The sequence below is a fragment of the Micromonospora sp. L5 genome, from assembly GCF_000177655.2.
GTDB lineage: Bacteria > Actinomycetota > Actinomycetes > Mycobacteriales > Micromonosporaceae > Micromonospora > Micromonospora aurantiaca.
In genome coordinates, this window is sequence record NC_014815.1 from 5,200,549 (window position 1) to 5,223,043 (window position 22,495).

The following is a 22,495-nucleotide window of genomic DNA, read 5'->3' on the forward strand; positions in this document are numbered from 1 at the left end:
GGTTGACACCCGACGACGCCAGCCCGCGCGACGACGTGCCGGCTCAGGCGGCCAGGGCGGTGGTGAGCCGGCGGGCCTCGGCGACGAGCCGGCTGCCGCCGCCCCGGGCCACCACGTCGGCCAGCCCCGGTACCTCGATCCGCACGCCCGTCGCGGTCGCCGTGTCCGCCGCCAGCGCCAGCAGGTCCGGCGTGCCCCGGGGCGGCGTCGGCGCGGCCAGCAGCGGCGGCAACGCCGAGGCGAGCAGCCGCCACACGCTCAGCGGGGCGCCCGCCGCCACCGCGTCGCGCAGCGGCGTGACCGCCCGGGTCAGCGTCACCTGCCCGCCGGCCGCCAGCGCGCCGAGGTGCCCGCCGGTCGCCGGCGCGTCCAGGTCACCGGCGGCGGCCAGGATCAGCACCGCGTCGAGCGCGGCCACCCGGTCCGCCTCGTGGCGGGCGCACAACCCGTAGGCCAGCGCGAGATCGAGGGCCGGTCCGCCCGCGCCCGTGCACTCGGCCAGCACCGGCAGGGCCGCGGCGTGCCCGAGGGTGTCCTCCTGCGCCGCGCCGGCCACCTCGGGCAGCAGGTGGGCGGCGACCACGCCCCGGTGGCCGGGCAGGACGGCCGGCCAGACATCACCCCAGCCGTCAGTCCACCGGCCGATCGGCGTGGGGGTCAGGGTGAGCAGGCCGAGCCGGTCCTCGACGCCGTCCGGCGGGGTGAGCGCGACGAGCGTCCGGCCCTCGGGCAGCTGGTCGTATCCCCAGTCGTACCCGGCCGACCGCGCCCGCCGGCCCACCGTCACCACCTGCTGCGCGGGGGCCGGCACGGCGTCGCCGCGCAGCCAGTGGGCCAGCTCGTCACCGGCCGGCGTGCGCAGCGCCGCGGCGCGTTCGGCAAGCGGCCCGTCGACGCCGGCCCGCAGGCGCAGCAGAGCCTGCGCGAGATCCCAGCGCCACACCGGACGGTCACCCAGCGCCGCCAGCCGTTCGTAGAGCGCCACCGGCTCGATCGCCCCGGTGACCGAGGTCGGCGCGGACAGCAGGCCCGGATCGTCGCGTCCGTCCAGCCGCTGCCCGATCTCGGCCAGCCGGGTGCAGGCGAGCTGGACGGGCGCGGGCCGGCGTGTGGCCGGAACCGGCGGACCACCCCGGAACGGGAGCGGCGCGCGCGGGCGGGACTCGGCCAGCAGCGTGCTCCACTGGTCGCGGCGGGTCGCCGCCTCGGCCTCGCCGCAGACGGCCAGCAGGAGCCCGTGCATCTGGACCGAGCGGTTGAACACCGACCAGGGATGGTCGTACGCGCCGACCCGCTCGCGGCGCACCACAGGCAGGAGCGCCGCCGCGAGCCGTTCGCGGTCGGCGGTGCCGAGCCGGACCAGGCCGTCCATGACGCGTTCCGTCGTCAGCGCGGGCCAGCGCCGGCCGAGCGACGCCGCGATCTCCTCGACCAGTTCGTCCACCCCGGCGATCGGCGGCGGGGCGGCCGCTGCCGGCAGCGGCGGCGGCAGGTCGTCGCGAGCCTCGACCACCGTGGCTACGGCAACCGGCCGGTGGCCGTGCCGCCGCGCCAGCGTCAGCGCGCGTTCGCGCAGGCCGGCGTCCGGGTGGTCGGCCGCCACGGCGAGCACCGCGCCGATCTCCGGGGCCTGGTCGGGGTGCTGCCGGGCCAGCCGGTCGAGCCACGACACCTGCGCCCGGACCAGCGCCTTCTCCGGCCGGGCCAGCACCGTCCGGGCGGCCTCCCACAGCGCCTCCGGCTCGGCGGCGTCACCGGCGTCCCGCAGCGTCCGCTGGGCGGTGCGGGCCACCGGCCCCGGCCCGTCGGCGAGCAGCCGCAGGTACGCGCTCGACCGGACCGCCACCTCGTCCGGGGTCGGCGCCAGCAGGTCGTGCAGGATCAGGAACGGGCGCAGCGCGCCCGGCCGGTCGCCACGCAACAGCCGGCCCAGGACGCCGTTGAGCAGGACCGCCCGGTCGAGCCGGCCCTCCGCGGCCAGCGCCACCAGTGCCCGGGGCACCGCCTCCGTGCCCGTACCGTCGCCGCGGGCCAGCTCGGTGCCCACCCCGTCCACCTCGAACAGGCGCGGCAACAGCGCGTCGAGGAACGGGTCCGCGCGCAGCCGGTCCACGGTCGGCGGTCGCGTCCCGCGCGGGTCCGGCCAGCCCTGCGCTGCGGCCCAGCCTCGCACGAAGTCGTCCCCGGTCGGCGGCGGAGCCTTCTCGGCCGTCAGGAGGCCGGCGACGAACCGCCAGCCCGCGACCATCCGGTCCCGGGGGAGCCGGTCGGCCAGCTTGTACGCCACGTCGGCCAGCCAGGTCACCCCGCGTTCCCGGGCGACGTCGACCACCGGCGCCGCGTCGACGCCGTTCAGCCAGACCGAGCGGCGGCCGAGCAGCGCGGCCACCTTGGTCGGGGTGCTCAGCGTGCCCACCGCGGCCACCGCCAGCGTCGCCGCCTCGCCCCGCCACCACCAGTCGTCCCGCCTGCGACGGACGACGGCGACCAGTTCGTCGCCCAGCGCCCGCCGGGCCGGCTCGTCCAACCCGGCCAGCGCCGACCGGACCTCGGACATCCGGCCGCGCACCGCCGCCTCGGCGAAGCCGGTCACGACAGTGCCCCCACCGGCGCCGCGACCATCGACACGGCCAGCGCGTGCCGGCACGGCCCCCGCTGCCCGCGGTGCCGCGCCCACCAGCGGCAGGAACAGGAGTACGCGCCGTCCGGGTGCCGTCGTACCCGGTAGGTCTCGGCGTCGGTGCGTACCGTCGCGTTCTCGCCGTCGCGCTCGACGGCGCCGCGCTCGACGAGCGCACGCGCGCCGACCAGCCGCGGGTTGTCCCGCTCCGCGCGGCCCGCGTCGTAGGGCATCACCCGGTGGAAGTACGCGCCGTCCGCCACGTCGTACCCGACCCGCCCGGCGGTGCCCAGCTGGGCGAGCGCGGCACGCACCCGCTCGTCGGGCAGCGCGGCGGCGTCGGCCAGCGCGGCGACGTCGACGGTCGGATCCCAGTTGAGCAGCGCGCCCACCAGCTCCGCGTCGTCGACCACGTCGTCACCGGCGAGCGCCGCCAGGGCGGCGCCCTCACCGGAGAAACCCCGGTACGGCTCGGGGGACAGCGTCAGCGACAGCCGCAACGCCCCGGTGTCCAGCTCCCACGTGCTCGGCACGGCGGGGGAACCGGTGCGCACCGCCGGGCCGTACACCCGCAGGGTGCGCGTGTGCCGCAGCACGCCGCGCAGCGCCGCGAGCCGGCCCGCGCCGGCCAGGCAGACAGCGCCCGGCACCGGGCGGGAGGTCAGCCGCAGCGTACGCCCGGCGGGCACCGCCCACAGCACACTCCGGTCACCGGCGGCGGGCAGCCGGCGCAGGAACGCCGCCGCCTCCGCCGCCGCGATCTCGGCGCGCGGCTCGAAGCCGGCGGTGAGCACGTGCACCTCGGCGAAGCCGCGCAGCCAGCGGCCGGGCAGCGGCACCTTCCGCTCGACCACCGAGCCGTCCATGGTGGAGACGGTCAGGTCGTCCGGGCCGACCGCCACGTGCAGCGGCTCGATGCCGCCCACCCGGGCCAGCGCCTCCCGCAGCGGCGGGTTCACGTCCACGTTCGTGGTGCCGTGGCCGCTGATCTCCCCGTCCATTCCGGCCGGCAGCACGTCCATCCGCGCGTACACTCCGCAGCAGCCGGAGAACGACTCGAACCGCAGGCGGCCGCGGCTGCCGGTCACCACCGGGTCCAGACTGGCCGGGTTGACCGGCTGGTGGTAGCGGGTGCGGGCCACCTCGGCGACGGCGAGCAGCCCGGCCGCCGCCGCGGCGGGAGCGGTGAGGAAGCCGGCGAAGAAGCGCGGGTTGGCCGCCGGGCCGCCGCAGGTCTGCAGGTCGAGACCGGCGGCGCGCAGCGCGGACGGCTGAAGATATCGGTACGTCTGGACGGCGTTCACGGCGCAGACCGTAGAGGGACCGACCGACAAAAGCGCGACGGTCCTGCTAGCTTCCCCTGATGTTCGCCCACGCCCTCACCGACGACGCCGAGCTGCGTCCACTGTCGCCCTGGCACGCCGACGAGTTCCTGGCCAACCTCGACCGCTGCCGCGACCACATCTCGCCCTGGGTCGGCGCGTCCTTCGTCGCCACCGACGCCGAGTCGGCCCGCAAGGTCCTTCAGGCGTACGCGGACCGCTGGGCCCGCGACGACGGCGGCATCTGGGGCATCTGGCAGCGCGGCACGCTCGTCGGCGGCGTGCTGTTCGTGTCGCTGAGCACCGAACGCGGGGTGTGCGAGGCCGGCTGCTGGCTGGAACCCGGCGCCGAGGGGCAGGGCCTGGTCACCCGCGCCGCCCGCTTCGTCATCGACTGGGCGGTGCGGGAGCGCGGCATCCACCGCGTCGAGTGGGTCACGAAGGCCGGCAACGACCGCAGCATCGCCGTCGCGCGGCGGCTCGGCATGAGCCGCGACGGCGTCATGCGCGGCGCCGCACCGACGCCCGACGGCCGCGCCGACCTGGAGGTCTGGTCCGTGCTGGCGCCGGAGTGGACCGCCTGACCGGGAAATTGTCGTACCCGGACGTGAACATCTGTCCATGGCTGTCCCCGCACTGGCCGACCGGTCCCCCCAGCCGCGCGCCCTGCCGCTGCGCGAGGTCCGCACCCGGCTCACCCAGCTCGTCTCCCTGGCCGAGCTGACCGACACCGTCACAGTCGTCACCCGCGACGGCGACCCCCGGCCGGTCGCCGCGATCGTGCCCGCGTCCGCCGCCCGCACCGGCGCCCAGGCCCGCGCCGACGCCGAACGCGTCGCCGCGATCAGCGCCGGCTGGGCCCGCCGCTTGGAGGAGCTGCACCGGCAGTCCAGCCGGCGGCACGCCGCCGAGCTGCGGGCGCTGGCCGACGCGCTCGCCGAGGCGTGGGCCGAACTCGACCGCCGCGCGCCGGCCGGCGACGCGGCGCTGACCCGGCTGCGCGCCGCGCACGCCGACCTGCTGCGCCGCTGACCCGTGGCGTCCCGCCCGGTCTACGCGGGACGCCACGGGCGCGCGGTCAGCTCCGGCCGCGCTCGGCCCGGTAGCGGCGGATCAGCTCGGCGGTCGAGGTGTCCACGTCGGCCAGGTCCGGGTCCGGCCCGGTGAGCTTCGGCGCGAGCTGGTTGGCCATCACCTTGCCCAGCTCCACACCCCACTGGTCGAAGGCGTTGATGTCCCAGATCGCGGCCTCGGTGAACGTGATGTGCTCGTAGAGCGCGATCAGCTGACCCAGCGTCGCCGGGGTGAGCTTCGGCGCCAGGATCGAGGTGGTCGGGTGGTTGCCCGCCATCACCCGGTGCGCCACCACCTCGGGCGCGGTGCCCTCGGCCTCCACCTGCTCCCGGGTCCGCCCGAACGCCAGCGCGGCGGTCTGGGCGAAGAAGTTCGACATGAACAGGTCGTGCATGTCGCCCAGGTCGTGGTTGGGCCGGCTGAACGCGATGAAGTCCGCCGGGATCAGCCGGGTGCCCTGGTGGATGAGCTGGTAGAACGCGTGCTGGCCGTTGGTGCCCGGCTCGCCCCAGAAGATCTCCCCGGTCGGGTACGTCACGGGTGAGCCGTCGACGCGTACCGACTTGCCGTTGCTCTCCATGGTGAGCTGCTGGAGGTAGGCGGGGAACCGGTGCAGGTACTGCGAGTAGGGCAGCACCGCGTGGGTCTCCGCGCCGAGGAAGTCGGTGTACCAGACGTTGAGCAGGCCGAGCAGCGCCGGCACGTTGCGCTCCACCGGGGCGGACCGGAAGTGCTCGTCGACCGCGTGGTAGCCGGCCAGCATCTCGCGGAACCGGTCCGGCCCGATCGCCAGCATGACCGACAGGCCGACCGCGGACGGCAGCGAGTAGCGCCCGCCCACCCAGTCCCAGAAGCCGAACATGTTCTCCGGGTCGATGCCGAAGTCGCGGACCCGCTGCTCGTTGGTGCTGACCGCGACGAAGTGCCGGGCGATCGCGTCGTCGTCGGCGTCCAGCCCGGCCAGCAGCCAGCGCCGCGCCTGGTCGGCGTTGGCGAGCGTCTCCTGGGTGGAGAACGTCTTGGACACCACGACGAACAGCGTGCTCGCCGGATCCAGGTCGGCGGTCTTGTCGTGGATGTCGGTCGGGTCGATGTTCGACACGAACCGGCAGCTGATGCCCGCGTCGCGGTACGCCTTCAGCGCCTCGTACGCCATCACCGGCCCGAGGTCCGACCCGCCGATGCCGATGTTCACGACGGTGGTGATCCGCTCGCCGGTGTGGCCCCGCCACGAGCCGGAGCGCACCCGCTGGGCGAACGCCGACATGCGGTCCAGCACGGCGTGCACGTCGGCGACCACGTCCTGGCCGTCCACGGTGAGCGACGCGTCCGCCGGCAGGCGCAGCGCGGTGTGCAGCACCGCCCGGTCCTCGGTGACGTTGATGTGCCGGCCGGCGAACATGGCCGCGATCCGGTCGGTCAGGCCGACCCGCTCGGCGAGCGCGCCGAGCAGCGCGATGGTCTCGTCGGTGACCAGGTTCTTGCTGTAGTCCACGTGCAGGTCGGCGACCTCACCGGTGAGCCGCTCACCCCGCTGCCCGTCGGCGGCGAACAGGTCGCGCAGGTGCGTGGCGCGCATCGCCTCGGCGTGCTTGCGCAGCGCCTGCCATTCGTCGGTGGTGGTGACGTCCACAGCCATCGGGTCGATCTTCTCCTTCACGACGGGCGGTCGGCCGGCGCGCGCCGGCGAACCCCACAAGCCTGCCACCCGGACCGGTCGCGCGCGACGCGACCCGGCGGCGACCACCGTGCGGGCGGGTCTTTCCGGTCACCGCCGCGGGACACGCCGTTGGGACGCCTGTACGACACGCCGGTTACTGAATGACATATTTCGATAGCGGAACGTAGTATCCAGCGTTGCTGCCCGAACGCGTCGAGGGGGTGCCATGGCCGGGGTGATCCACCCTCGTCCACCGTCCGACCCGGAGGAGCCGGCGGGGGGGACGACCCTGCCCGAGCTCGTCGATCCGCACTGGATGCACCGGGCCACCGAGCTGGCCCACACCGGATTCTGGTCGGTGGCACGCCGGCTGCCCGCGTTGATCCGCGAGGCGATCACCCTCGCCTGGGCGACCAGCCGCCGGGACACCGCCGCGTCGCTGGGTCTCAACGTCGCCGCCGGTGTGCTCACCACGCTGGGCCTGCTCGCCACCACCGGAGTGCTCCACCAGCTGTTCGCCGCCGGCCCGACACCGGACCGCATCCGGGCGGCGCTGCCCGCCCTGACGCTGGCGGCGGCCGCCGTCGCCGGGCGCGGCGCGCTGACCATCGCCGCCGGATGGGCGCAGGCCCGGCTCGTACCGCAGATCAACTTCACAGTGGAGCGGCGGCTGTTCGAGACGACCTCAGCGGTGGAGCTGGCCGCCTTCGACGACGCCGGTTTCGCCGAGGAGATGGACCGCGCCCGCGACCGGGGACTGGTCGAGGCGGGCTCCCTGGTCAACGACACGGTCAACCTGGTCACCGGTGTGGTCGGCGTGATCGCCACGGCTACCGCGGTGACGATCATCCACCCGCTTCTGCTGCCCTGCCTGGTCGTCGCCGCCGCGCCGGAGGCGGTGACGGCGGTGCGGATGGCCCGCCGCCAGCACGTCGACTGGCTCGCCCGGATCACCCGGCGGCGACGCAAGTGGATGCTGGGCGACCTGATGGCCAACCGGCACACCGCGGCCGAGATCCGCGCGTACCAGATGCGCGACTTCCTGCTCTCGGAGTACCACCTCATGACGCGCCTGGAGACCCGCGCCGAGTTGCGCCTGGCCCGGGCGCAGACGATCACCCGGGCGATCGGCCTGTCCGTCACGGGCGTCGCCACGTTCGGGCTCTACGCGGTTCTGGGGACGTTGCTCGTCGGGGGCGTGGTGGCGCTCGCGGCGGCGGCCACCGCGCTGCTGGCGCTCCAGTCCGCGCGTACGAGCCTGCGCACGGCGATCTTCGCCACCAACTCGCTCTACGAGGACGCCCTCTACTACCAGGACTACCGCGACTTCCTCGACCGGGCGACCCGGCGGATCCCGGCCGGCGGGCACCTGCCGGTCGACGGGTTCACGCGCATCGACGTCGAACGGGTCAGCCTGCGCTACCCGGACACCGACAGCGCGGCGGTCGACGAGGTCAGCCTCACGGTCCGGCGCGGTGAGGTGATCGCGCTGGTGGGGGAGAACGGCTCCGGCAAGACCACCCTCGCCAAGCTGATCGCCGGCCTCTACCGGCCCACCGGCGGCACGATCCGCTGGGACGGCGTGGACGCCGCCGAACTGGACCCACGGCAGACCGCCGCCCAGGTCGCGGTGATGAGCCAGGACTGGTGGAGGTTCCCGTTCACCGCCCGGCAGAACATCCGCGTCGGCCGCCACGACCGTGCCGGCGCGCAGGGGCCCAGCGTGGAGACCGCCGCCCGCGACGCCGCCGCCCACGACATGATCAGCGAGCTGCCGTTCGGGTACGACACGCTGCTGGACCGGCAGTTCAAGGACGGCCAGGACCTGTCCGGTGGGCAGTGGCAGCGGCTGGTGGCCGCACGCGGCCTCTACCGTGACGCCCGGCTGCTGATCTGCGACGAGCCGTCCGCGGCGCTTGACGCGCGTGCCGAGCACGCCCTCTTCCAGCACCTGCGGCGGCACCCGGACCGGGCCGTCGTGCTGATCACCCACCGGCTCGCCAACGTCCGGCACGCCGACCGGATCTTCGTGATGGACCACGGCCGGCTCGTGCAGTCAGGCGATCACGACACGCTGATGGCCCAGGGCGGGCTCTACCGAGAGCTGTTCGAGTTGCAGGCGGCCGGCTATCTCGCCGGCAGCGCGGAACCCGCCGACGGTTGACCTCCAGCGCACTCGAACTCCTACCGTGACCGGACCGCGCGCCACCCGGCCGGCGCGGTGCAACCCAGGGAGTTCACATGCGCTATCGCGTCCTCGGCGGCACCGGCATCGAGGTCAGCGTCCACTGCCTCGGCGCCATGATGTTCGGCGCGGTCGGCAACCCCGACCACGACGACTGTGCCCGGATCGTCCACAAGGCACTCGATCAGGGGATCAACTTCGTGGACACCGCCGACATGTACTCGGCCGGCGAGTCGGAGGAGATCGTCGGCAAGGCTCTGCGCGGCCGCCGCGACGACGTGGTGCTCGCCACGAAGGTCCACTTCCCGATGGGGGAGGGGCCCAACCGGGGCGGCAACTCGCGACGCTGGATCGTCCGGGCGGTCGAGGACAGCCTGCGCCGGCTCGGCACCGACTGGATCGACCTCTACCAGGTGCACCGTCCCGACCACACCACCGACGTCGAGGAGACGCTCGGCGCGTTGACCGACCTGGTCCGGGCCGGGAAGATCCGCGCGTTCGGCTGCTCGACCTTCCCGGCCGAGGAGATCGTGGAGGCGCACCAAGTCGCCGAGCGGCGGGCGCTCGGCCGCTTCCGCACCGAGCAGCCGCCGTACTCGATCCTGGCGCGCGGCATCGAGACGTCGGTGCTGCCGGTCTGCCGCCGCTACCGGATGGGTGTGCTGGTGTGGAGCCCGCTGGCCTCCGGGTTCCTGTCCGGCCGGTACCGGCAGGGCCGGCCCGTCGACCTCGGCGCGGGCCGCCCGGCGCTCACCCCGGCCCGGTTCGACCCGGCGCTGCCGGGCAACACCGCCAAGTACGCCGCCGTGGAGGAACTGGTCGCGCTCGCCGACGAGGTGGGCTGCACGCTGCCGCAACTCGCCGTGGCGTTCGCCGCCGCGCACCCGGCGGTCACCTCGACCATCATCGGACCGCGCACGATGGAGCAACTGGACGCGCTGCTCGCCGGGGCGGAGCTGACGCTCGACGACGCGGTGCTGGACCGGATCGACGAGATCGTCCCGCCCGGTACGAACCTCTACCAGCCCGATGGCGCCTGGTCCCCGCCCACGCTGACCGACCCGTCCCACCGCCGCCGCCCCCTCCCGGAGCGGGCCGCAGCCTGACCCTCGCCCCTCCCGCCCTCCGCCCTCCCGCCTCCGTCCCCGCCCGCTCACCCGCCCTTCCGCCCGTCCCGCCTCCGTCCCGACCCTCGGCTCCCCGGCTCGTCGATCATGGGCTTCCTGCCCCGGCAAAGGGTGCGAACCGGGCATCCGGGGGGCCGAAACCGCAAGATCGACGGGGCGGGGCGGGGCGAGGCGAGGCGAGGCGGGGCGAGGCGACGCGGGAAAGGCGGGGGCGAGGCCAGGCGACGCGGGAGCGGCGGGGGAGGCGAGGCCGGGAGGGCGAAGGGCTGAGGGGGAGAGCGGGCAGGGGAACTTCGTCGACAAGGGGCGAGGGCGGAATCAGACTGGGCGGGTGGAACATCGGGATCTTGTTCGGGTGAGCAAGCGGCTGTCGCTGGCGTTGCGGCACCGGCCTGACACGTTCGGGCTTCTCCTCGACCGGGCGGGCTGGGTGCCGGTGGCCGACGTGCTCGCCGGGCTGAGGATCAGCCGCGCCCAGCTGGACGCCGTGTTCGCGGGCAACGACAAGCAGCGCTTCGCCGTGGAGGCCGGTCCGGACGGGGCCGACCGGATCCGCGCCAACCAGGGGCACTCGATTCCGGTCGACCTCGGCCTCACCCCGGCCGCGCCGCCGCCCCGGCTGTTCCACGGCACCGGTGCGGCCGTGCTGGACGCGATCCGGGCGCAGGGGCTGCGCCGGGGCGGGCGGCACCACGTACACCTGTCGCCTGACGTGGCGACGGCCCGGCGCGTCGGTGCGCGCCGGGGCGGCGCGGTGGTGGTGCTGACCGTGGACGCGGCGGCGATGGCCGAGGCGGGGTACCTGTTCTACCGCTCGGCCAACGGGGTGTGGCTCACCGACACCGTGCCGCCGCCCTACCTCAGCACCACCTGAGCGGCGGTCAGCAGGCGGTCACCGGGTGGGCCACGACGGCGTCGAACAGGTACGCGAGGTCGTTCGGCGCGGCCCGGTCGGGCTGGACGGCGCCCGTGCAGTCGGTGGCGCGGGCGCGCAGGACGTGCCGGCCCGCTGCCGGGGGGCGCCACCTGACGGTCCAGCGCTGCCAGGCGCCGCCCCGGTCGGCGGCGACCAGGTCGGCGGGGCGCCACCCGTCGCCGGTGTCCGCCTCGACGTGCGTGATCGGGCCGTTGCCGGACCAGGAACGGCCGGTCAGCAGCATCTCCTCGCCGGCCGGCACCCGGGCGTCCCAGGGCAGCTCGAACGCGCTGCGCACCGGCTGGGCGGTGAGCACTGTGCCGTCGGCCGGGTGGCCGGGGCCGAACATCCGGTAGAACTGCGTGTTCCACGGCGAGAACAGGGGAGTGGTGGAGACCTCGATCGCGCCCACCCACTTGATCGAGGAGATGCCGACCCAGCCGGGCACCACGACCCGCACCGGGAAGCCGTGGTCGGGGGGCAGCGGCTCGCCGTTCATCTCGTACGCCAGCAGCACGTCGTCGAGCGCCTTCGCGACCGGCATCGGGCGGCGTACCCGGCCGAGGTTGACCCCGCCGGAGACGTAGTCCGGGTCGAGGCCCTCGGGCATCACGTCGACCGCCTCGTCGCGCAGCCCGGCCAGGCGCAGCACCGTGCCGAGCCGCACGCCCCGCCACCGCGCCACGCCGACGCTGCCCAGCCCCCACGCCACGCCCGGGGTCGGCTCGTCCTGCTGCTCGGCGAAGTAGCGCCGCCCGTTGCCGGCGCACTCCAGCAGCGCCGCGTGCTCCTCGGCGGGCAGCCGGCGCAGCTCATCGAGGTCGAACTCGACCGGGTTGTCCCGGGTGGGCGCGCCGCGCAGACCGTCGCCGAACAGGCGCAGCCGCCAGGTGGCCGCGTCCAGGTGCGGCGTGACCGTGTGGTTGCGGACGAAGAAGCGGTCGATCGGGACCACGTACCCCTGGCCGGCCATCGACGGCCAGCGCATCTCGGCGTTGGTGTCCAGCGGGCGCAGCAGGTCCGCCGGCAGCGGCTTGACGATCGGCGCGCCGGGGTCGACGCCGACCGGCGCGGACGCCACCGCGACCGGCTCGCGTTCCGCGGCGGCGGCGGTCACCGCGGCCATGGCCGCGCCCACCTCCAGCAGTCGGTCGCGGTCGACGCCCGGCCCGTGCGCCTGCCCGGCGAGCCACTGCCGGCTGCGGTCGGCGTCGTGGACGGCTTCGGCGGGGGACGGGGACTGACTCACGGCTGACCTCCGGGGTAGGCGACGCTGCCTTTCCTATTCAATCAGTAGGACTTTTCATCGATCCGTCGCAGGTGGCGGCGACCTCACGCCGCAGCGATCAGCGTCACCACGCCGGCCGCCACGAGCACACCGGCCCACAGCCGGTCGACGTTGAACCAGGCCCGGCGGAGCACACCGACGCCGAGCACCTCGTACACCAGCAGGGCCACGACCAGCGCGACGGCGAGCATGGCGACTGTGTGCACGGCGGCGGCGAGCAGGCCGGTCAGCGCGCCGGCCGGCGCGGCGGCGAGGTGCCCGGCGTGCGGGCCGGCGCCGGCCGCCGGTTCGGCGAGCAGCACCGGCAGCAGCATCAGGCCCGCGCCGTGCGCCGCGGACATCAGGAACGACCAGGCGGTGAGCTGCGCCGCCGACAGCCGCATCCCGGCCCACCGGAAGTGCCGCTCGGACAGCAGCCGCCACAGCCCGAACCCGACCAGCAGCACCCCGCCGGTCACCGCGACCAGCGTGCTCGCCGTCACCGACCGGGTGGCGCTGACCAGCGCGGCGACCACCGCCACCGACGCCAGGTGACCGGCCGCGATCGGCGGCAGCGCCGCCAGCAGCGCGGCCCGGCGGCGCTCCTGCAGGCCCCGGGCCACCGCGAACAGCCACCCCATCGCCGGGTTCAGGCCGTGGAACGCGCCGAGGCCGGCCAGCGCCGCCCAGGTCGCGCCGGTCACGGGAAGCAGTACGAGTCGGACGAGGCGTCGCCGCCCTGCAACCGGGTCTGGTGTACGCGCAGGCCGCGGAACTCCTCGCCGCGCGGAAAGAACCGCGGGTCCGGCACGAGGCCGCCGTGCTCCGGGTCGACATCGAGCTTCGCCACCCAGGCGCCCACCCCGTCGGGGTAGAACTGGTCGTCCCAGGCGCCGTAGAGCGAGTTGCTGACGTAGACACGGCGGCCGTCGCGGCTGATCTCGACCATCTGCGGCCCGCCGGCCAGCGGCTCGTCCGGGAACGCCGGGTGCGGGGTGCGGTTGACGATGCCGCCGAGGCGTACCGAGCCGACGCGTACCGGGTGGAACGGGTCGCTGACGTCGTAGCGGATCAGTTCGCCGGTGCCCCAGCAGGAGACGTGCAGGAACCTGTCGTCAACGGACAGGTCGATGTCGGTGACCAGCGGCGGCACCGCCCCGAACGGCTTGAGCAGCTCCGGCAGGTCGGCCGGGTCGGCCGGCTCGGCGGGGATGTCGATCACCTTGGTGACCGCCCAGGCGTCGCCGTCGCGGTGCCACAGCCAGATCGACGCGGACAGGTCCTCGACGCTGATCACCACGCCGACGAAGCCGTACGACTTCGTCGGGTCGTGCGCGGGACGCAGCTCCAGCGGCATCTGGTACTGGTCGCCGAGGTCGACGCGCTGCACGTGCCGGCGCCTCGCCAGGTCCCAGAAGTGGATCGCGTGCCCGTACCGGCGGCCCAGCAGCAGCTCACCGACGATGCCGTCCTCGATCATCGACGGCGTGCCCCACTCGCTGGTGACCAGCACGTCCTGCGTGTAGTGCCACCAGAAGTCGTACGCCAGGAACTGCGGCCCCCGGTCGGCCTCCCACGCGCCGCGTACCTCGAACGTGGTGTGGTCGAGCACGGCGATGCCGCCCGGCCCCTCCTGCCCGTCGGCGCCGCCGAGCGCGGAGACGTAGATGCCGTCCGGCCCGCAGTGCACCGTGTGCGGGCGGGAGTACCCGGCACGCCTGCCGAGTTCCTCCGCTCCGATCACCTTGACCAGCTCGGGGCGGCGCGGGTCGGGCTTGGTGTCGAGCACGTGGATCCGGGACGAGCGCAGGCCCGGCACGATCAGGTAGCGGCGCTCCACGTGCGGGTGCGGCGCGGTCGGGCAGAGCGCGCTGCTGCACGCGTTCCAGCCGAAGTGGTGCAGCTCGTCGCCGGTGTCCGGCAGCTCGGTCCAGCCCACCACCCGGCCGTACGAGCCGGAGTCCGGGTCGGTGTCGAGCACCGCGATGGCGTCGGGGCGCTGCCCGGCGCGGTCGAACGCGGCGACGTACGCGAGTTTCTCGGTCGGCGCGGCGGCGGCGAGCGCGGGGGAGGGATAGAAGGTCGGGTCGGGTGTCCAGCGGGTCATGGGTTCTCCCTCACGGTCAGCCGGCGGGTACGCCGAGGCGGTCGAGCAGGTGGCGGCGCAGCGCGCCGAGGGCCGGGTCGTCGGGGCTCGGGGACGGGCCGAGGCGTACCGGCACCTCCTCGGCGATCACGCCGTCGTCGAGGAGCAGGACGCGGTCGGCCAGCAGCAGCGCCTCCTCCACGTCGTGGGTGACCAACAGCGCGGCGAAGCCGTGCTGGGCGCGCAGCCGCCGCAGCAGCCCCTGCATGCGCAGCCGGGTCAGCGCGTCCAGCGCGCCGAACGGCTCGTCCAGCAGCAGCAGGTCCGGTTCGCGGACCAGCGCGCGGGCCACCGCGACCCGCTGCGCCTGCCCGCCGGACAGTTCGGCCGGCCAGGCCCGGCCCCGGTCGGCGAGACCCACCTCGGCCAGCGCGCGGCCGACCCGGTCGCCCACGTCCGGTCCGGTCAGCCCGAGCGCCACGTTGTCCGCCACCCGCTTCCACGGCAGCAGCCGGTGCTCCTGGAACACCACGGCGGAGGTGCCGTGCAGCACGTGCTCGCCGCCCGCGTCGCCGTCGAGCCCGGCGAGCACGCGCAGCAGCGTGCTCTTGCCGGATCCGCTGCCGCCGAGCAGCGCCACCGTCTCGCCGTCGCCGATGGTCAGGTCGACCCCGGCCAGCACCACCGCCGGGCCGAAGGACCGGGTCACCGCGCGTGCGGTGAGCACCGGCCCGGTCAGGTCGCGCGCAGTCCGCGTCGCCACGCCAGCGTCCTCCTCTCCGCGTACCGGATGAGCAGGTCGGAGGCCAGCCCCAGCAGCGCGTAGATGAGCAGGCCGAGCACCACCACGTCGGTCTGGCTGAACTCGCGCGCCTCCATCATCAGGAAGCCGACGCCGGTCTGCGCGTTCACCTGCTCGCCGACGACCAGGCTGAGCCAGGCCGCGCCGATGGCCAGCCGCAGCCCGAGGAACAGCGCCGGCAGCGCGCCGGGCAGCACCACGTGCCGCAGCCGGGCCGCCGCCCCGAGACCGCAGGTGCGCGCCGCCTCCACCAGCCGCTCGTCGATGTCGCGGATGCCGGCGTACGTGTTGAAGTAGATCGGGAAGAACGCGCCGAGCGCCACGAGCGTGACTTTCAACGACTCGCCGATGCCCACCCAGATGATCAGCAGCGGGACCAGGCCCAGGTGCGGCAGCATCCGGGCCATCTGCACCGGCGGGTCGACCAGGTCATCGCCGAGGCGCAGCAGCCCCGCCGCCGCGCCGAGCACGAGCGCCAGGCCGCCGCCGATGAGCAGGCCGAGCGCGGCGCGGGTGAGTGAGTCGAGCAGATGCACGCCGAGCGTCCCGTCGCTCGCCAGCCGCCACCCGGTGGCCAGCACCGCGCTGGGCGCGGGCAGCTTCTCCGGCGCGAGCAGCCCGGTCCGCGCGGCGGCCTCCCAGGCGAGGACCAGCACGACCGGGCTCACCGTGCGCCGCCACCGCCGCGAGGCGCGGGCCCGCGACCGCCGCGGCGTCACCCGATCGGGTACGACCGCAGGACTCGCCTCGGCCAGCACCGGACTGCTCACTGGAACGCCTCGTTGAACCGGCCGTCCACCCGCCCGGCGATGTCGACCGGTCCGGGCACCAGCTTCAGCTCCACGAAGCTGTCCGCGATGGCCTGCAACTCGGCGCCGATCTCCGGCGTGACCGGGGCGAGCGGCTTGGCGCTGCGGGCCAGCGCCCGGGTGGTCACGTCGAGCGGGATCTTCAGCTCCGGGGCGAGGACGGCGGCCCGCTCGGCCGGGTGGGCGATGCCCCAGTCGGTGGTCTGCCGGTACGTGTCCAGGAACGCCCGTACGTCGTCGGTGCGGTTCTTCACCGCGTCCGGCGCGGCCAGCACGTACTCGCGGTTGCCGGCCAGGCCGGTCGCGTCGGCGAGCACCCGTACGCCGGGCTGCTCGGCCAGCGCGAAGTAGGGATCCCAGATGATCCACGCGTCGACCTGCCCGTTGTCGAACGCGGGCCGCCCCTCGGCGGGCTTGAGGTACTTCACCTTGATGTCGGCGAGCGTCATCCGGTTCGCCTCCAGCAGCTTCACCAGCAGCCAGTGCACGTTGGAGCCCTTGTTCAGCGCTACCGTCTTCCCGCGCAGGTCGGCGAATCCACGATACGGGCTGTCCGCCTTGACCAGAACCGCCTCGCCCTGCGGGATCGGCTGGGAGGTGCCGACCACGGAGAACGGGATCTTCCCGGCGGCGGCGAACACCGGCGGCGCCTCGCCCACCTGGCCGATGTCGATCGAACCGGCCTTGAGCGCCTCGGTCAGGGCCGGGCCGCTCTCGAACAGCGACCAGGTGACGTTCTTCGCGTCGCCGCGCGCCTTGACCAGGCTGAGCCCGCCGAAGCGCTGATAGCCGATCCGCAGCGGGCCGTCGCCGCCGCCACTGGCGTCGGCCGCCTCGCCGCCGCAGGCCGTCAGCGCCGTCGCGGCGAGCAGCGCGAGGGTGGTGAGCAGCGCGGCCACCGGCCGGCGGCGCGATCTGGGGGTACGCATGGCGACTCCTCGGGGAGGGATGGGCCCGGCCGTCGGCGGGCGACAGCAACCTACCAACCCGATAGGTTTTATGGGTAGTGTGTCGGCGTGGTCGTCCCACCACTCAGGAGGCGACCCGCCCGATCCCGCACCGGAGGTACACCATGTCGCTCACCTTCCACTGGTTCCTGCCGACCTACGGCGACGGCCGGGACATCGTGGGCGGCGGCCACGGCGTACCGGTCGGCACCGCCGGTGGCGCACGGCCCGCGAGCGTCGCGTACCTGGGGCAGATCGCCCGCACCGCCGAGCAGCTCGGCTTCGCCGGGGCGCTCACCCCCACCGGCGCCTGGTGCGAGGACGCCTGGCTGACCACCGCCATGCTCACCGAGGTCACCGAGCGGCTGAAGTTCCTCGTCGCGTTCCGGCCCGGCCTGCTCTCACCCACCCTCGCCGCGCAGATGGCGTCCACGTTCCAGCGCCTGTCCGGCGGGCGGCTGCTGCTCAACGTGGTCACCGGCGGCGAGTCCGCCGAGCAGCGCGCGTACGGCGACTTCCTGGACAAGGACGCCCGCTACGCGCGTACCGACGAGTTCCTGCACGTGGTGCGGGCGCTGTGGCGCGGCGAGACGGTCGACCACGACGGCGCCCACGTGCGGGTCGAGGGAGCCCGGCTCGGCCGGGTGCCCGACCCGGTGCCGCCGGTCTACTTCGGCGGTTCGTCCGGCGCGGCCGGGCCGGTGGCGGTACGGCACAGCGACGTGTACCTGACCTGGGGCGAGCCGCCCGCGCAGGTGGCCGGCAAGCTGGACTGGATCCGCGGGCTCGCCGCCGAGGCCGGCCGCGAGCTGCGGTACGGCATCCGGCTGCACGTGATCAGCCGGGACACCGCCGAGGAGGCGTGGGCCCAGGCGCGCAAGCTGCTCGACGGCATCCCCGAGGCCGACGTGCGCGCCGTGCAGGAAGGGCTGCGGCGCAGCGAGTCCGAAGGGCAGCGGCGGATGCTCGACCTGCACGGCGGCTCCCGCGACGGGCTGGAGGTCTCGCCGAACCTGTGGGCCGGATTCGGCCTGGTACGCGGCGGCGCGGGCACCGCGCTCGTCGGCAGCCACACCGAGGTCGCCGACCGGATCGCCGAGTACCACGCGCTCGGCCTGGACGAGTTCATCCTCTCCGGCCACCCGCACCTGGAGGAGGCGTACTGGTTCGGCGAGGGCGTGCTGCCGATCCTGCGGCGGCGCGGACTGTGGCGGCACCCGGCCGGCGAGCCGGAGACCGAGGCGCCGGCCGCCGTGCCGTTCTCACCCCAGCCGGTCCCGGCCCGCGTCTGACCCCGCCGCGCCCGTTTCCGGGCTGGAGCGTGCCGGGCCGTCCGGCGCTGCCGGATTCGTCGCGGTCAGGGCCGGGCGCTGCCCGGGGTCGCCTCGGCCAGATCGGGCGGCCCCCGGTTCCGGTCAGATCGGGCGTTGCTCGGCGAGGAAGTCGGCCAGCACCCGGGTGTGCGTGGAGAAGGCCAGCTCGACCGGATCGGTGAGCACCAGCCACTCGGTGGCCTCCTCGGTCGGCGCCGACGGCGGCAGGTCACCGACCGGCCGCTCGGGCAGCACGCCGAAGACCATCATGGTGCCGCCCGCCGGAGCGCCGTGCACCGCGAACAGTCGCGCCTCGCCGGCCTCGGCCCGCAGCCCGGTCTCCTCGCGCAGCTCACGCACGAGCGCCTCGGACCACTCCTCGCCGTACTCGATGAAGCCGCCCGGCAGCGCGAGCTGCCCCCGGGCCGGTTCGATGTCGCGGCGTACCACCACCACGCCGAGCCCCTCCGGTGTGCGGACCGGCAGCACCGCCACCGCCACCGGCAGCGGATTGCGCCACACCGTCTCGCCGCAGGAGGAACAGACACGCGGCCACCCGGAGTCCGCCGGGTAGGCCGCGCCGCAGAACGAGCAGTGCGAGTACGCGGTCACGCCGCAGCACGTTACCCGGACCCCCGGCCCGAGGTCAGGCGTCACCCCCTCGGCCGGCGAGCGTGGCGCGCGCCTCCATCAGGGCGAACCCGAGCAGGTTGTCGCCCCGCCAGGTAGCCGGGTCGGCAGCCCGTGGATCGTCGGCGGTCAGGCCGATGCCCCAGATCCGGTCGGTCGGGCTGGCCTCGACGAGCACCCGGTCGCCGGTGCCGAGCAGGAACCGCCGCAACGGCTCGTGCCGGCCGAACTTGGCGACGCTGCCGGCCACCACGATCTCGTAGCGGCGGGCCGTCCAGGTCGCCTCGTCGAAGTCGCGGACCTGCCGGCCGAGCGCCTTGGCCCGGTGCGGATGCCCGGCGGCCAGCACCCGCTCGGCGATCGCGTGGTCCCCGAAGAGCGTGGCCTTGTGCCACATCATCCAGTGCTCGGCGGTGGCGAACTCCCGGCCGTCGACTGTGAACGCCGCCGGCCACCACTGGCTCAGGCAGCTCGCGCCGACGCTGCCGTCAGGCCGTGGCCGGTGCCCCCAGAAGTGCAGGTACTTGACCGTCTGCCCGGCGTCGAGCGCAGTGGTCAGGTCGGTGACGGAGCGGATCGGCATGCCCCGCAGTCTGCCCCACCCCACCGACATCCCACCGCCGCATTTCACCCCGGGGACGGCACACCGACGTCACCGTCCACCGCGGACATCTCCGTCCGGCCCCGCCCTCCCCGCCCGCTGCCTCGGCTCGTCCTCTCACGTCGACATTCCGACCACGCGCGCCTCGCGACGTCGAGCCACATTCGCCTGCCCGAGCCGACTGCGCATCTTGACTGCGGAGAAGGCCGTCCCGCATCACGAGATCCCGAGAGATCTTGGAGCGAACGGGCCCCCATGAGGGCCATTTCCTACCAAGATCTCCAAGACCTGAGCCGCCCTCATCGTCGATCTTGCGCTTTGGTGCCCCTCATAACGTGCCTATCGGACATTCTGCGGGCGCAAAGTGCAAGATCGACGGGGAGAGGGGGCGGGGAGGGGAGGGGGCGGGGTGGTCAGGGAGTGGGGGCGCCTGTGTAGAACGCGGTTACTCGGGTGCCTGCGGTTTGTGCCTGCTCGGTGGGAGTGCCGGCCTCGATGCTTGCCGTCGTCCAGCTTCTGCTGGACTCGGTGACGAAGCGCAGGCCCTCGGGTGAGGCCATCCAGTCGGCTGCGGCGGCCGGGTCGACGCCCGTGCCGTCGGTGGCGAAGTGGGAGGCCAGACCGACCAGTGCCAGGTCCCAGCCGATGCCGACCGCGCCCGGACCGTACTCGGCCCACCGCTGGTCGTCGACGTGCGCGACGTGTTCCAGCTCGAAGCGGGTACGCCCCGGTCCCGCCTCGCGCAGCCGTACCTCGATCCAGCTCACCTCGCCGCCGAACTCCCAGGTGGCGGCGAAGCCGTGCGGCGGGTCGCAGCGTTCGACGGTGCCGCCCGCGTTGCCCTCCAGCTGGTACCGGCCGCCGAGGCTCAGGTCGCCGGAGACCGGCAGGAACCAGCGGGGTATCCGTTCCGGGTTCGTGCACGCGTCGAAGACGTCGGCCACCGGCGCGTCGTACGTCTGGGCGATGGTGAGCACCCGCGCGTGCCCGGCGGGGAGCGTACGGTCGCCGATGCGGCGCTCGACGGCGCTGATCTGTCCGGTCACGTCGATCATGGTTCGGTCCTCTCGTCGTCGGTGGTGTCCTCGCGCAGCCGTCGTTCGCGGCGGCCCCGGGCCAGCTCGGTGGCGAGCGCCGCCAGCGGCGGCGTCCAGAAGCGGCGGAACCCGTCCAGCCACGCGTCTATCTCGCGCAGCGGGCCGGGATCCACGGCGTAGAGGCGGCGGGTGCCCTCGGCGCGCACAGTGGCGAAGCCGTGCTCGCGCAGCACCTTGAGGTGCTGGGAGACGGCGGGCTGGCTGATGCCGAACTCGCGCCGCACGGTCTCGCCGAGCGTGCCGGCGGGCTGCTCGCCGTCCGCGAGCAGTTCCAGGATCCGGCGGCGGACCGGGTCGCCGAGAACGTCGAAGGCGTGCACGACCCCTTTGTATCAGACCCAGCTTATATAAGCGAGCGCTGACACAGTGGGCGCGCGCAGCGCGGGGCGCCCGTCGCACCCGGGCGCCCCGCGTACCCCCGTGGTCAGCCGCCGAGACGGGCGGCGACGGTACGGCGCAGCTCCGGCAGGCGGTCGTGCAGCAGCCCCGGGCACTGCGTGTTGTTGAAGTCCTTGTGCCCGTAGATCTCGGTGGGCGCGATGCCGTACTGCTGGCAGGTGAACGCGCAGAACGTGACGAGGCTGTTCCAGAGCGCCTGCGGCGGCTGCACGTCCACGTAGATGCCGTCGTTCTCGATGCCGATGGCCTGGCTGTTCTGCCCGACGCAGTGCGCGCCCTGCACCATGGTCTGGCCGTGCAGCAGCGCGTAGAGGCTGCCGTGCCTGCCCTCGGTCAGGTGGCCGCCCCGGCTGTTGGTGAAGTGCTGTCCGGAGTCGAGCCAGCCGTTGCCGTCCATGTGCAGGTTCTGGATGTCGCGGGAGTTGCGGTACGCCTGGGCGAGGCTGTAGTCGGTGGTGTTCGGGAACGCCGTGTGATGGACGATGATCTTGTTGGGCCGGCTGGTCACCACGCTCACCGGCGACGAGGGCGGGCGGGCGCCCCAGGTCGCGCAGTTGGCGATGGTCGGCTGGTCGACCCGGGTGGCGGCGGCCCGGGCGCCGGGGCCGGAGCCGATCTGGGTCAGCGCGCCGACGCCGGCGGCGGCGCCGAGCAGGACCGCGCCGCGCAGCACGGTCCGCCGGGGTACGGGAACGGACATCGCAACCTCCTCGCGGAAGGGGAGCGCCGGATCGGCCGGTACGCCGGGCGTGGCGGGACCGGCACCGCCCGCCACGCCCGGGCCGGGGTCAGCAGGGTCCGTTGCAGGCCAGGACGCGCAGCCGGTCGAGCGAGCCGTTCCAGACGTTCTGGTCACCGGGGAAGACGCCGGAGGACGACCACTGCCAGAACGAGTACGTGCCCCAGCCAGCAGGCAGCGTGCCGACGCTGCTTGCGTACCGGGCGATCCACAGTGGGTTGTTGGCGGCGAACTGCGAGGTGTTGCCGGTGCAGGTGCTCCACCAGTCGGTGGTGGTGTAGATGGTGGCCCACCGGCCGGTGCGGGCGTAGTACTGGTTGACGAACGAGGCGATCCAGCTGCGCATCGACGCCTGGCTCAGGCCGTAGCAGGTCGCGCCGTACGGGTTGTACTCGATGTCCAGCGCGCCGGGCAGCGTCCGCCCGTCCTTCGACCAGCCGCCGCCGTGGTCGACGAAGTAGTTGGCCTGGGTGGCGCCGCTCGTGGTGTCGGGGCGGGCGAAGTGGTACGAGCCGCGGATCATCCCGACGTTGTACGAGCCGTTGTACTGCTGGGCGAAGTACGGGTTGGTGTAGTACGTGCCCTCGGTCGCCTTGACGTACGCGAACCGGGCGCCGTTCGCCCACGCTCCGGACCAGTTCACGTTGCCCTGGTAGCTGGAGACGTCCATGCCGGGCAGTCCGGCCGGGGCGGCGGAGGCGGGTGCCGCCCCGGACAGCGTCGCGGCGGCGACGGTGACGGTGGCGAGCAGCGCGGCTCCGGCCGCGCGCAGCGCCGATCGGATCGAACTGTGCATCTGTCCTCCCTGGGGGTTGCCGCGCTCCGGCGGCGGGAGTATGACGAAAGGAACTGTCGTCATTAGGGCACAGGGCGGAGAAACTTTTCAATAGACTCCATCGAA

Annotated in this window: 21 protein-coding genes; 6 read left to right on the forward strand and 15 right to left on the reverse strand. The window is 74.3% G+C overall.

Features of this window, described 5'->3' with window-relative positions; translation table 11 throughout:
• Window positions 1-43: 43 nt before the first annotated feature.
• Together ML5_RS23895 and ML5_RS23900 are read right to left on the reverse strand one after the other, a co-directional pair.
• A complete protein-coding gene (locus ML5_RS23895) occupies window positions 44-2,593 on the reverse strand; it encodes a hypothetical protein (protein ID WP_013476492.1) in 2,550 nt (849 codons plus the stop codon).
• The gene (locus tag ML5_RS23900) at window positions 2,590-3,924 is read right to left on the reverse strand and encodes an SWIM zinc finger family protein (protein ID WP_013476493.1); all 1,335 of its coding nucleotides are present in this window, start codon (window positions 3,922-3,924) and stop codon (window positions 2,590-2,592) included. Before ML5_RS23900 ends, ML5_RS23895 begins: the two co-directional genes overlap by 4 nt.
• A 59-nt stretch (window positions 3,925-3,983) precedes the next feature.
• Between ML5_RS23900 and ML5_RS23905 the strand changes: the two genes are divergently transcribed.
• Both ML5_RS23905 and ML5_RS23910 read left to right on the forward strand, forming a co-directional pair.
• Entirely contained in the window at window positions 3,984-4,526 is a 543-nt protein-coding gene (locus tag ML5_RS23905) for a GNAT family N-acetyltransferase (RefSeq protein ID WP_013286746.1), read from the forward strand.
• A 37-nt stretch (window positions 4,527-4,563) separates the two neighbouring features.
• Window positions 4,564-4,974: a hypothetical protein gene (locus tag ML5_RS23910; protein ID WP_013286745.1), complete on the forward strand. Its 411-nt coding sequence runs from the start codon at window positions 4,564-4,566 to the stop codon at window positions 4,972-4,974.
• 46 nt (window positions 4,975-5,020) lie between these two features.
• On the opposite strand, the gene pgi is transcribed toward ML5_RS23910, so the two are convergent.
• A complete protein-coding gene (gene pgi, locus ML5_RS23915) occupies window positions 5,021-6,655 on the reverse strand; it encodes a glucose-6-phosphate isomerase (protein WP_013476494.1) in 1,635 nt (544 codons plus the stop codon).
• A 247-nt stretch (window positions 6,656-6,902) separates the two neighbouring features.
• Here pgi and ML5_RS23920 point away from each other — a divergent pair, with 247 nt between their 5' ends.
• The 3 genes from ML5_RS23920 to ML5_RS23930 all read left to right on the forward strand — a co-directional run bounded on the left by ML5_RS23920 (window position 6,903) and on the right by ML5_RS23930 (window position 10,862).
• Window positions 6,903-8,840 carry an ABC transporter ATP-binding protein gene (locus ML5_RS23920; RefSeq protein WP_013476495.1) on the forward strand — a complete coding sequence of 646 codons (1,938 nt, stop codon included), beginning with the start codon at window positions 6,903-6,905 and terminating at the stop codon, window positions 8,838-8,840.
• Window positions 8,841-8,917: 77 nt separating this feature from the next.
• Complete coding sequence (locus tag ML5_RS23925; protein WP_013476496.1) at window positions 8,918-9,967, forward strand: aldo/keto reductase; 1,050 nt, start codon at window positions 8,918-8,920, stop codon at window positions 9,965-9,967.
• Window positions 9,968-10,319: 352 nt separating this feature from the next.
• Window positions 10,320-10,862, forward strand: coding sequence for an RNA 2'-phosphotransferase (locus tag ML5_RS23930; RefSeq protein WP_013476497.1), 543 nt, complete (start codon window positions 10,320-10,322; stop codon window positions 10,860-10,862).
• A 7-nt stretch (window positions 10,863-10,869) separates the two neighbouring features.
• Here ML5_RS23930 and ML5_RS23935 read toward each other — a convergent pair whose 3' ends face one another.
• The 6 genes from ML5_RS23935 to ML5_RS23960 form a co-directional block, all read right to left on the reverse strand.
• Window positions 10,870-12,153 carry a sulfite oxidase gene (locus tag ML5_RS23935; protein ID WP_013476498.1) on the reverse strand — a complete coding sequence of 428 codons (1,284 nt, stop codon included), beginning with the start codon at window positions 12,151-12,153 and terminating at the stop codon, window positions 10,870-10,872.
• A gap of 83 nt (window positions 12,154-12,236) precedes the next feature.
• Window positions 12,237-12,875, reverse strand: a complete 639-nt coding sequence (locus ML5_RS23940) for a hypothetical protein (protein ID WP_013476499.1) — start codon at window positions 12,873-12,875, stop codon at window positions 12,237-12,239.
• Window positions 12,872-14,278, reverse strand: coding sequence for a selenium-binding protein SBP56-related protein (locus ML5_RS23945; protein ID WP_013476500.1), 1,407 nt, complete (start codon window positions 14,276-14,278; stop codon window positions 12,872-12,874). Before ML5_RS23945 ends, ML5_RS23940 begins: the two co-directional genes overlap by 4 nt.
• A gap of 16 nt (window positions 14,279-14,294) precedes the next feature.
• Window positions 14,295-15,020 (reverse strand): ABC transporter ATP-binding protein, encoded by a 726-nt coding sequence (locus ML5_RS23950; protein WP_013476501.1) that lies wholly within the window; start codon window positions 15,018-15,020, stop codon window positions 14,295-14,297.
• A complete protein-coding gene (locus ML5_RS23955; RefSeq protein ID WP_013476502.1) occupies window positions 14,993-15,829 on the reverse strand; it encodes an ABC transporter permease in 837 nt (278 codons plus the stop codon). Before ML5_RS23955 ends, ML5_RS23950 begins: the two co-directional genes overlap by 28 nt.
• Complete coding sequence (locus ML5_RS23960; protein WP_013286735.1) at window positions 15,826-16,797, reverse strand: sulfonate ABC transporter substrate-binding protein; 972 nt, start codon at window positions 16,795-16,797, stop codon at window positions 15,826-15,828. Before ML5_RS23960 ends, ML5_RS23955 begins: the two co-directional genes overlap by 4 nt.
• A 143-nt stretch (window positions 16,798-16,940) precedes the next feature.
• Between ML5_RS23960 and ML5_RS23965 the strand changes: the two genes are divergently transcribed.
• On the forward strand, window positions 16,941-18,107 hold the full coding sequence (locus ML5_RS23965; protein ID WP_013476503.1) for an LLM class flavin-dependent oxidoreductase: 1,167 nt from the start codon (window positions 16,941-16,943) through the stop codon (window positions 18,105-18,107).
• A gap of 123 nt (window positions 18,108-18,230) precedes the next feature.
• On the opposite strand, the gene ML5_RS23970 is transcribed toward ML5_RS23965, so the two are convergent.
• From ML5_RS23970 to ML5_RS23995, 6 genes are all read right to left on the reverse strand, one after another.
• Entirely contained in the window at window positions 18,231-18,740 is a 510-nt protein-coding gene (locus tag ML5_RS23970; RefSeq protein ID WP_013476504.1) for an NUDIX domain-containing protein, read from the reverse strand.
• 34 nt (window positions 18,741-18,774) lie between these two features.
• On the reverse strand, window positions 18,775-19,371 hold the full coding sequence (locus tag ML5_RS23975; protein WP_013286732.1) for an NADAR family protein: 597 nt from the start codon (window positions 19,369-19,371) through the stop codon (window positions 18,775-18,777).
• A 401-nt stretch (window positions 19,372-19,772) separates the two neighbouring features.
• Window positions 19,773-20,414 (reverse strand): SRPBCC family protein, encoded by a 642-nt coding sequence (locus ML5_RS23980; RefSeq protein ID WP_013476505.1) that lies wholly within the window; start codon window positions 20,412-20,414, stop codon window positions 19,773-19,775.
• Window positions 20,411-20,776, reverse strand: a complete 366-nt coding sequence (locus ML5_RS23985) for a helix-turn-helix transcriptional regulator (protein WP_013286730.1) — start codon at window positions 20,774-20,776, stop codon at window positions 20,411-20,413. The genes ML5_RS23980 and ML5_RS23985 overlap by 4 nt, the downstream gene beginning before the upstream one ends.
• A gap of 104 nt (window positions 20,777-20,880) precedes the next feature.
• A complete protein-coding gene (locus ML5_RS23990; protein ID WP_013476506.1) occupies window positions 20,881-21,555 on the reverse strand; it encodes a peptidoglycan recognition family protein in 675 nt (224 codons plus the stop codon).
• An 88-nt stretch (window positions 21,556-21,643) separates the two neighbouring features.
• Complete coding sequence (locus tag ML5_RS23995; protein ID WP_013476507.1) at window positions 21,644-22,390, reverse strand: lysozyme; 747 nt, start codon at window positions 22,388-22,390, stop codon at window positions 21,644-21,646.
• Between the last annotated feature and the right edge of the window lie 105 nt (window positions 22,391-22,495).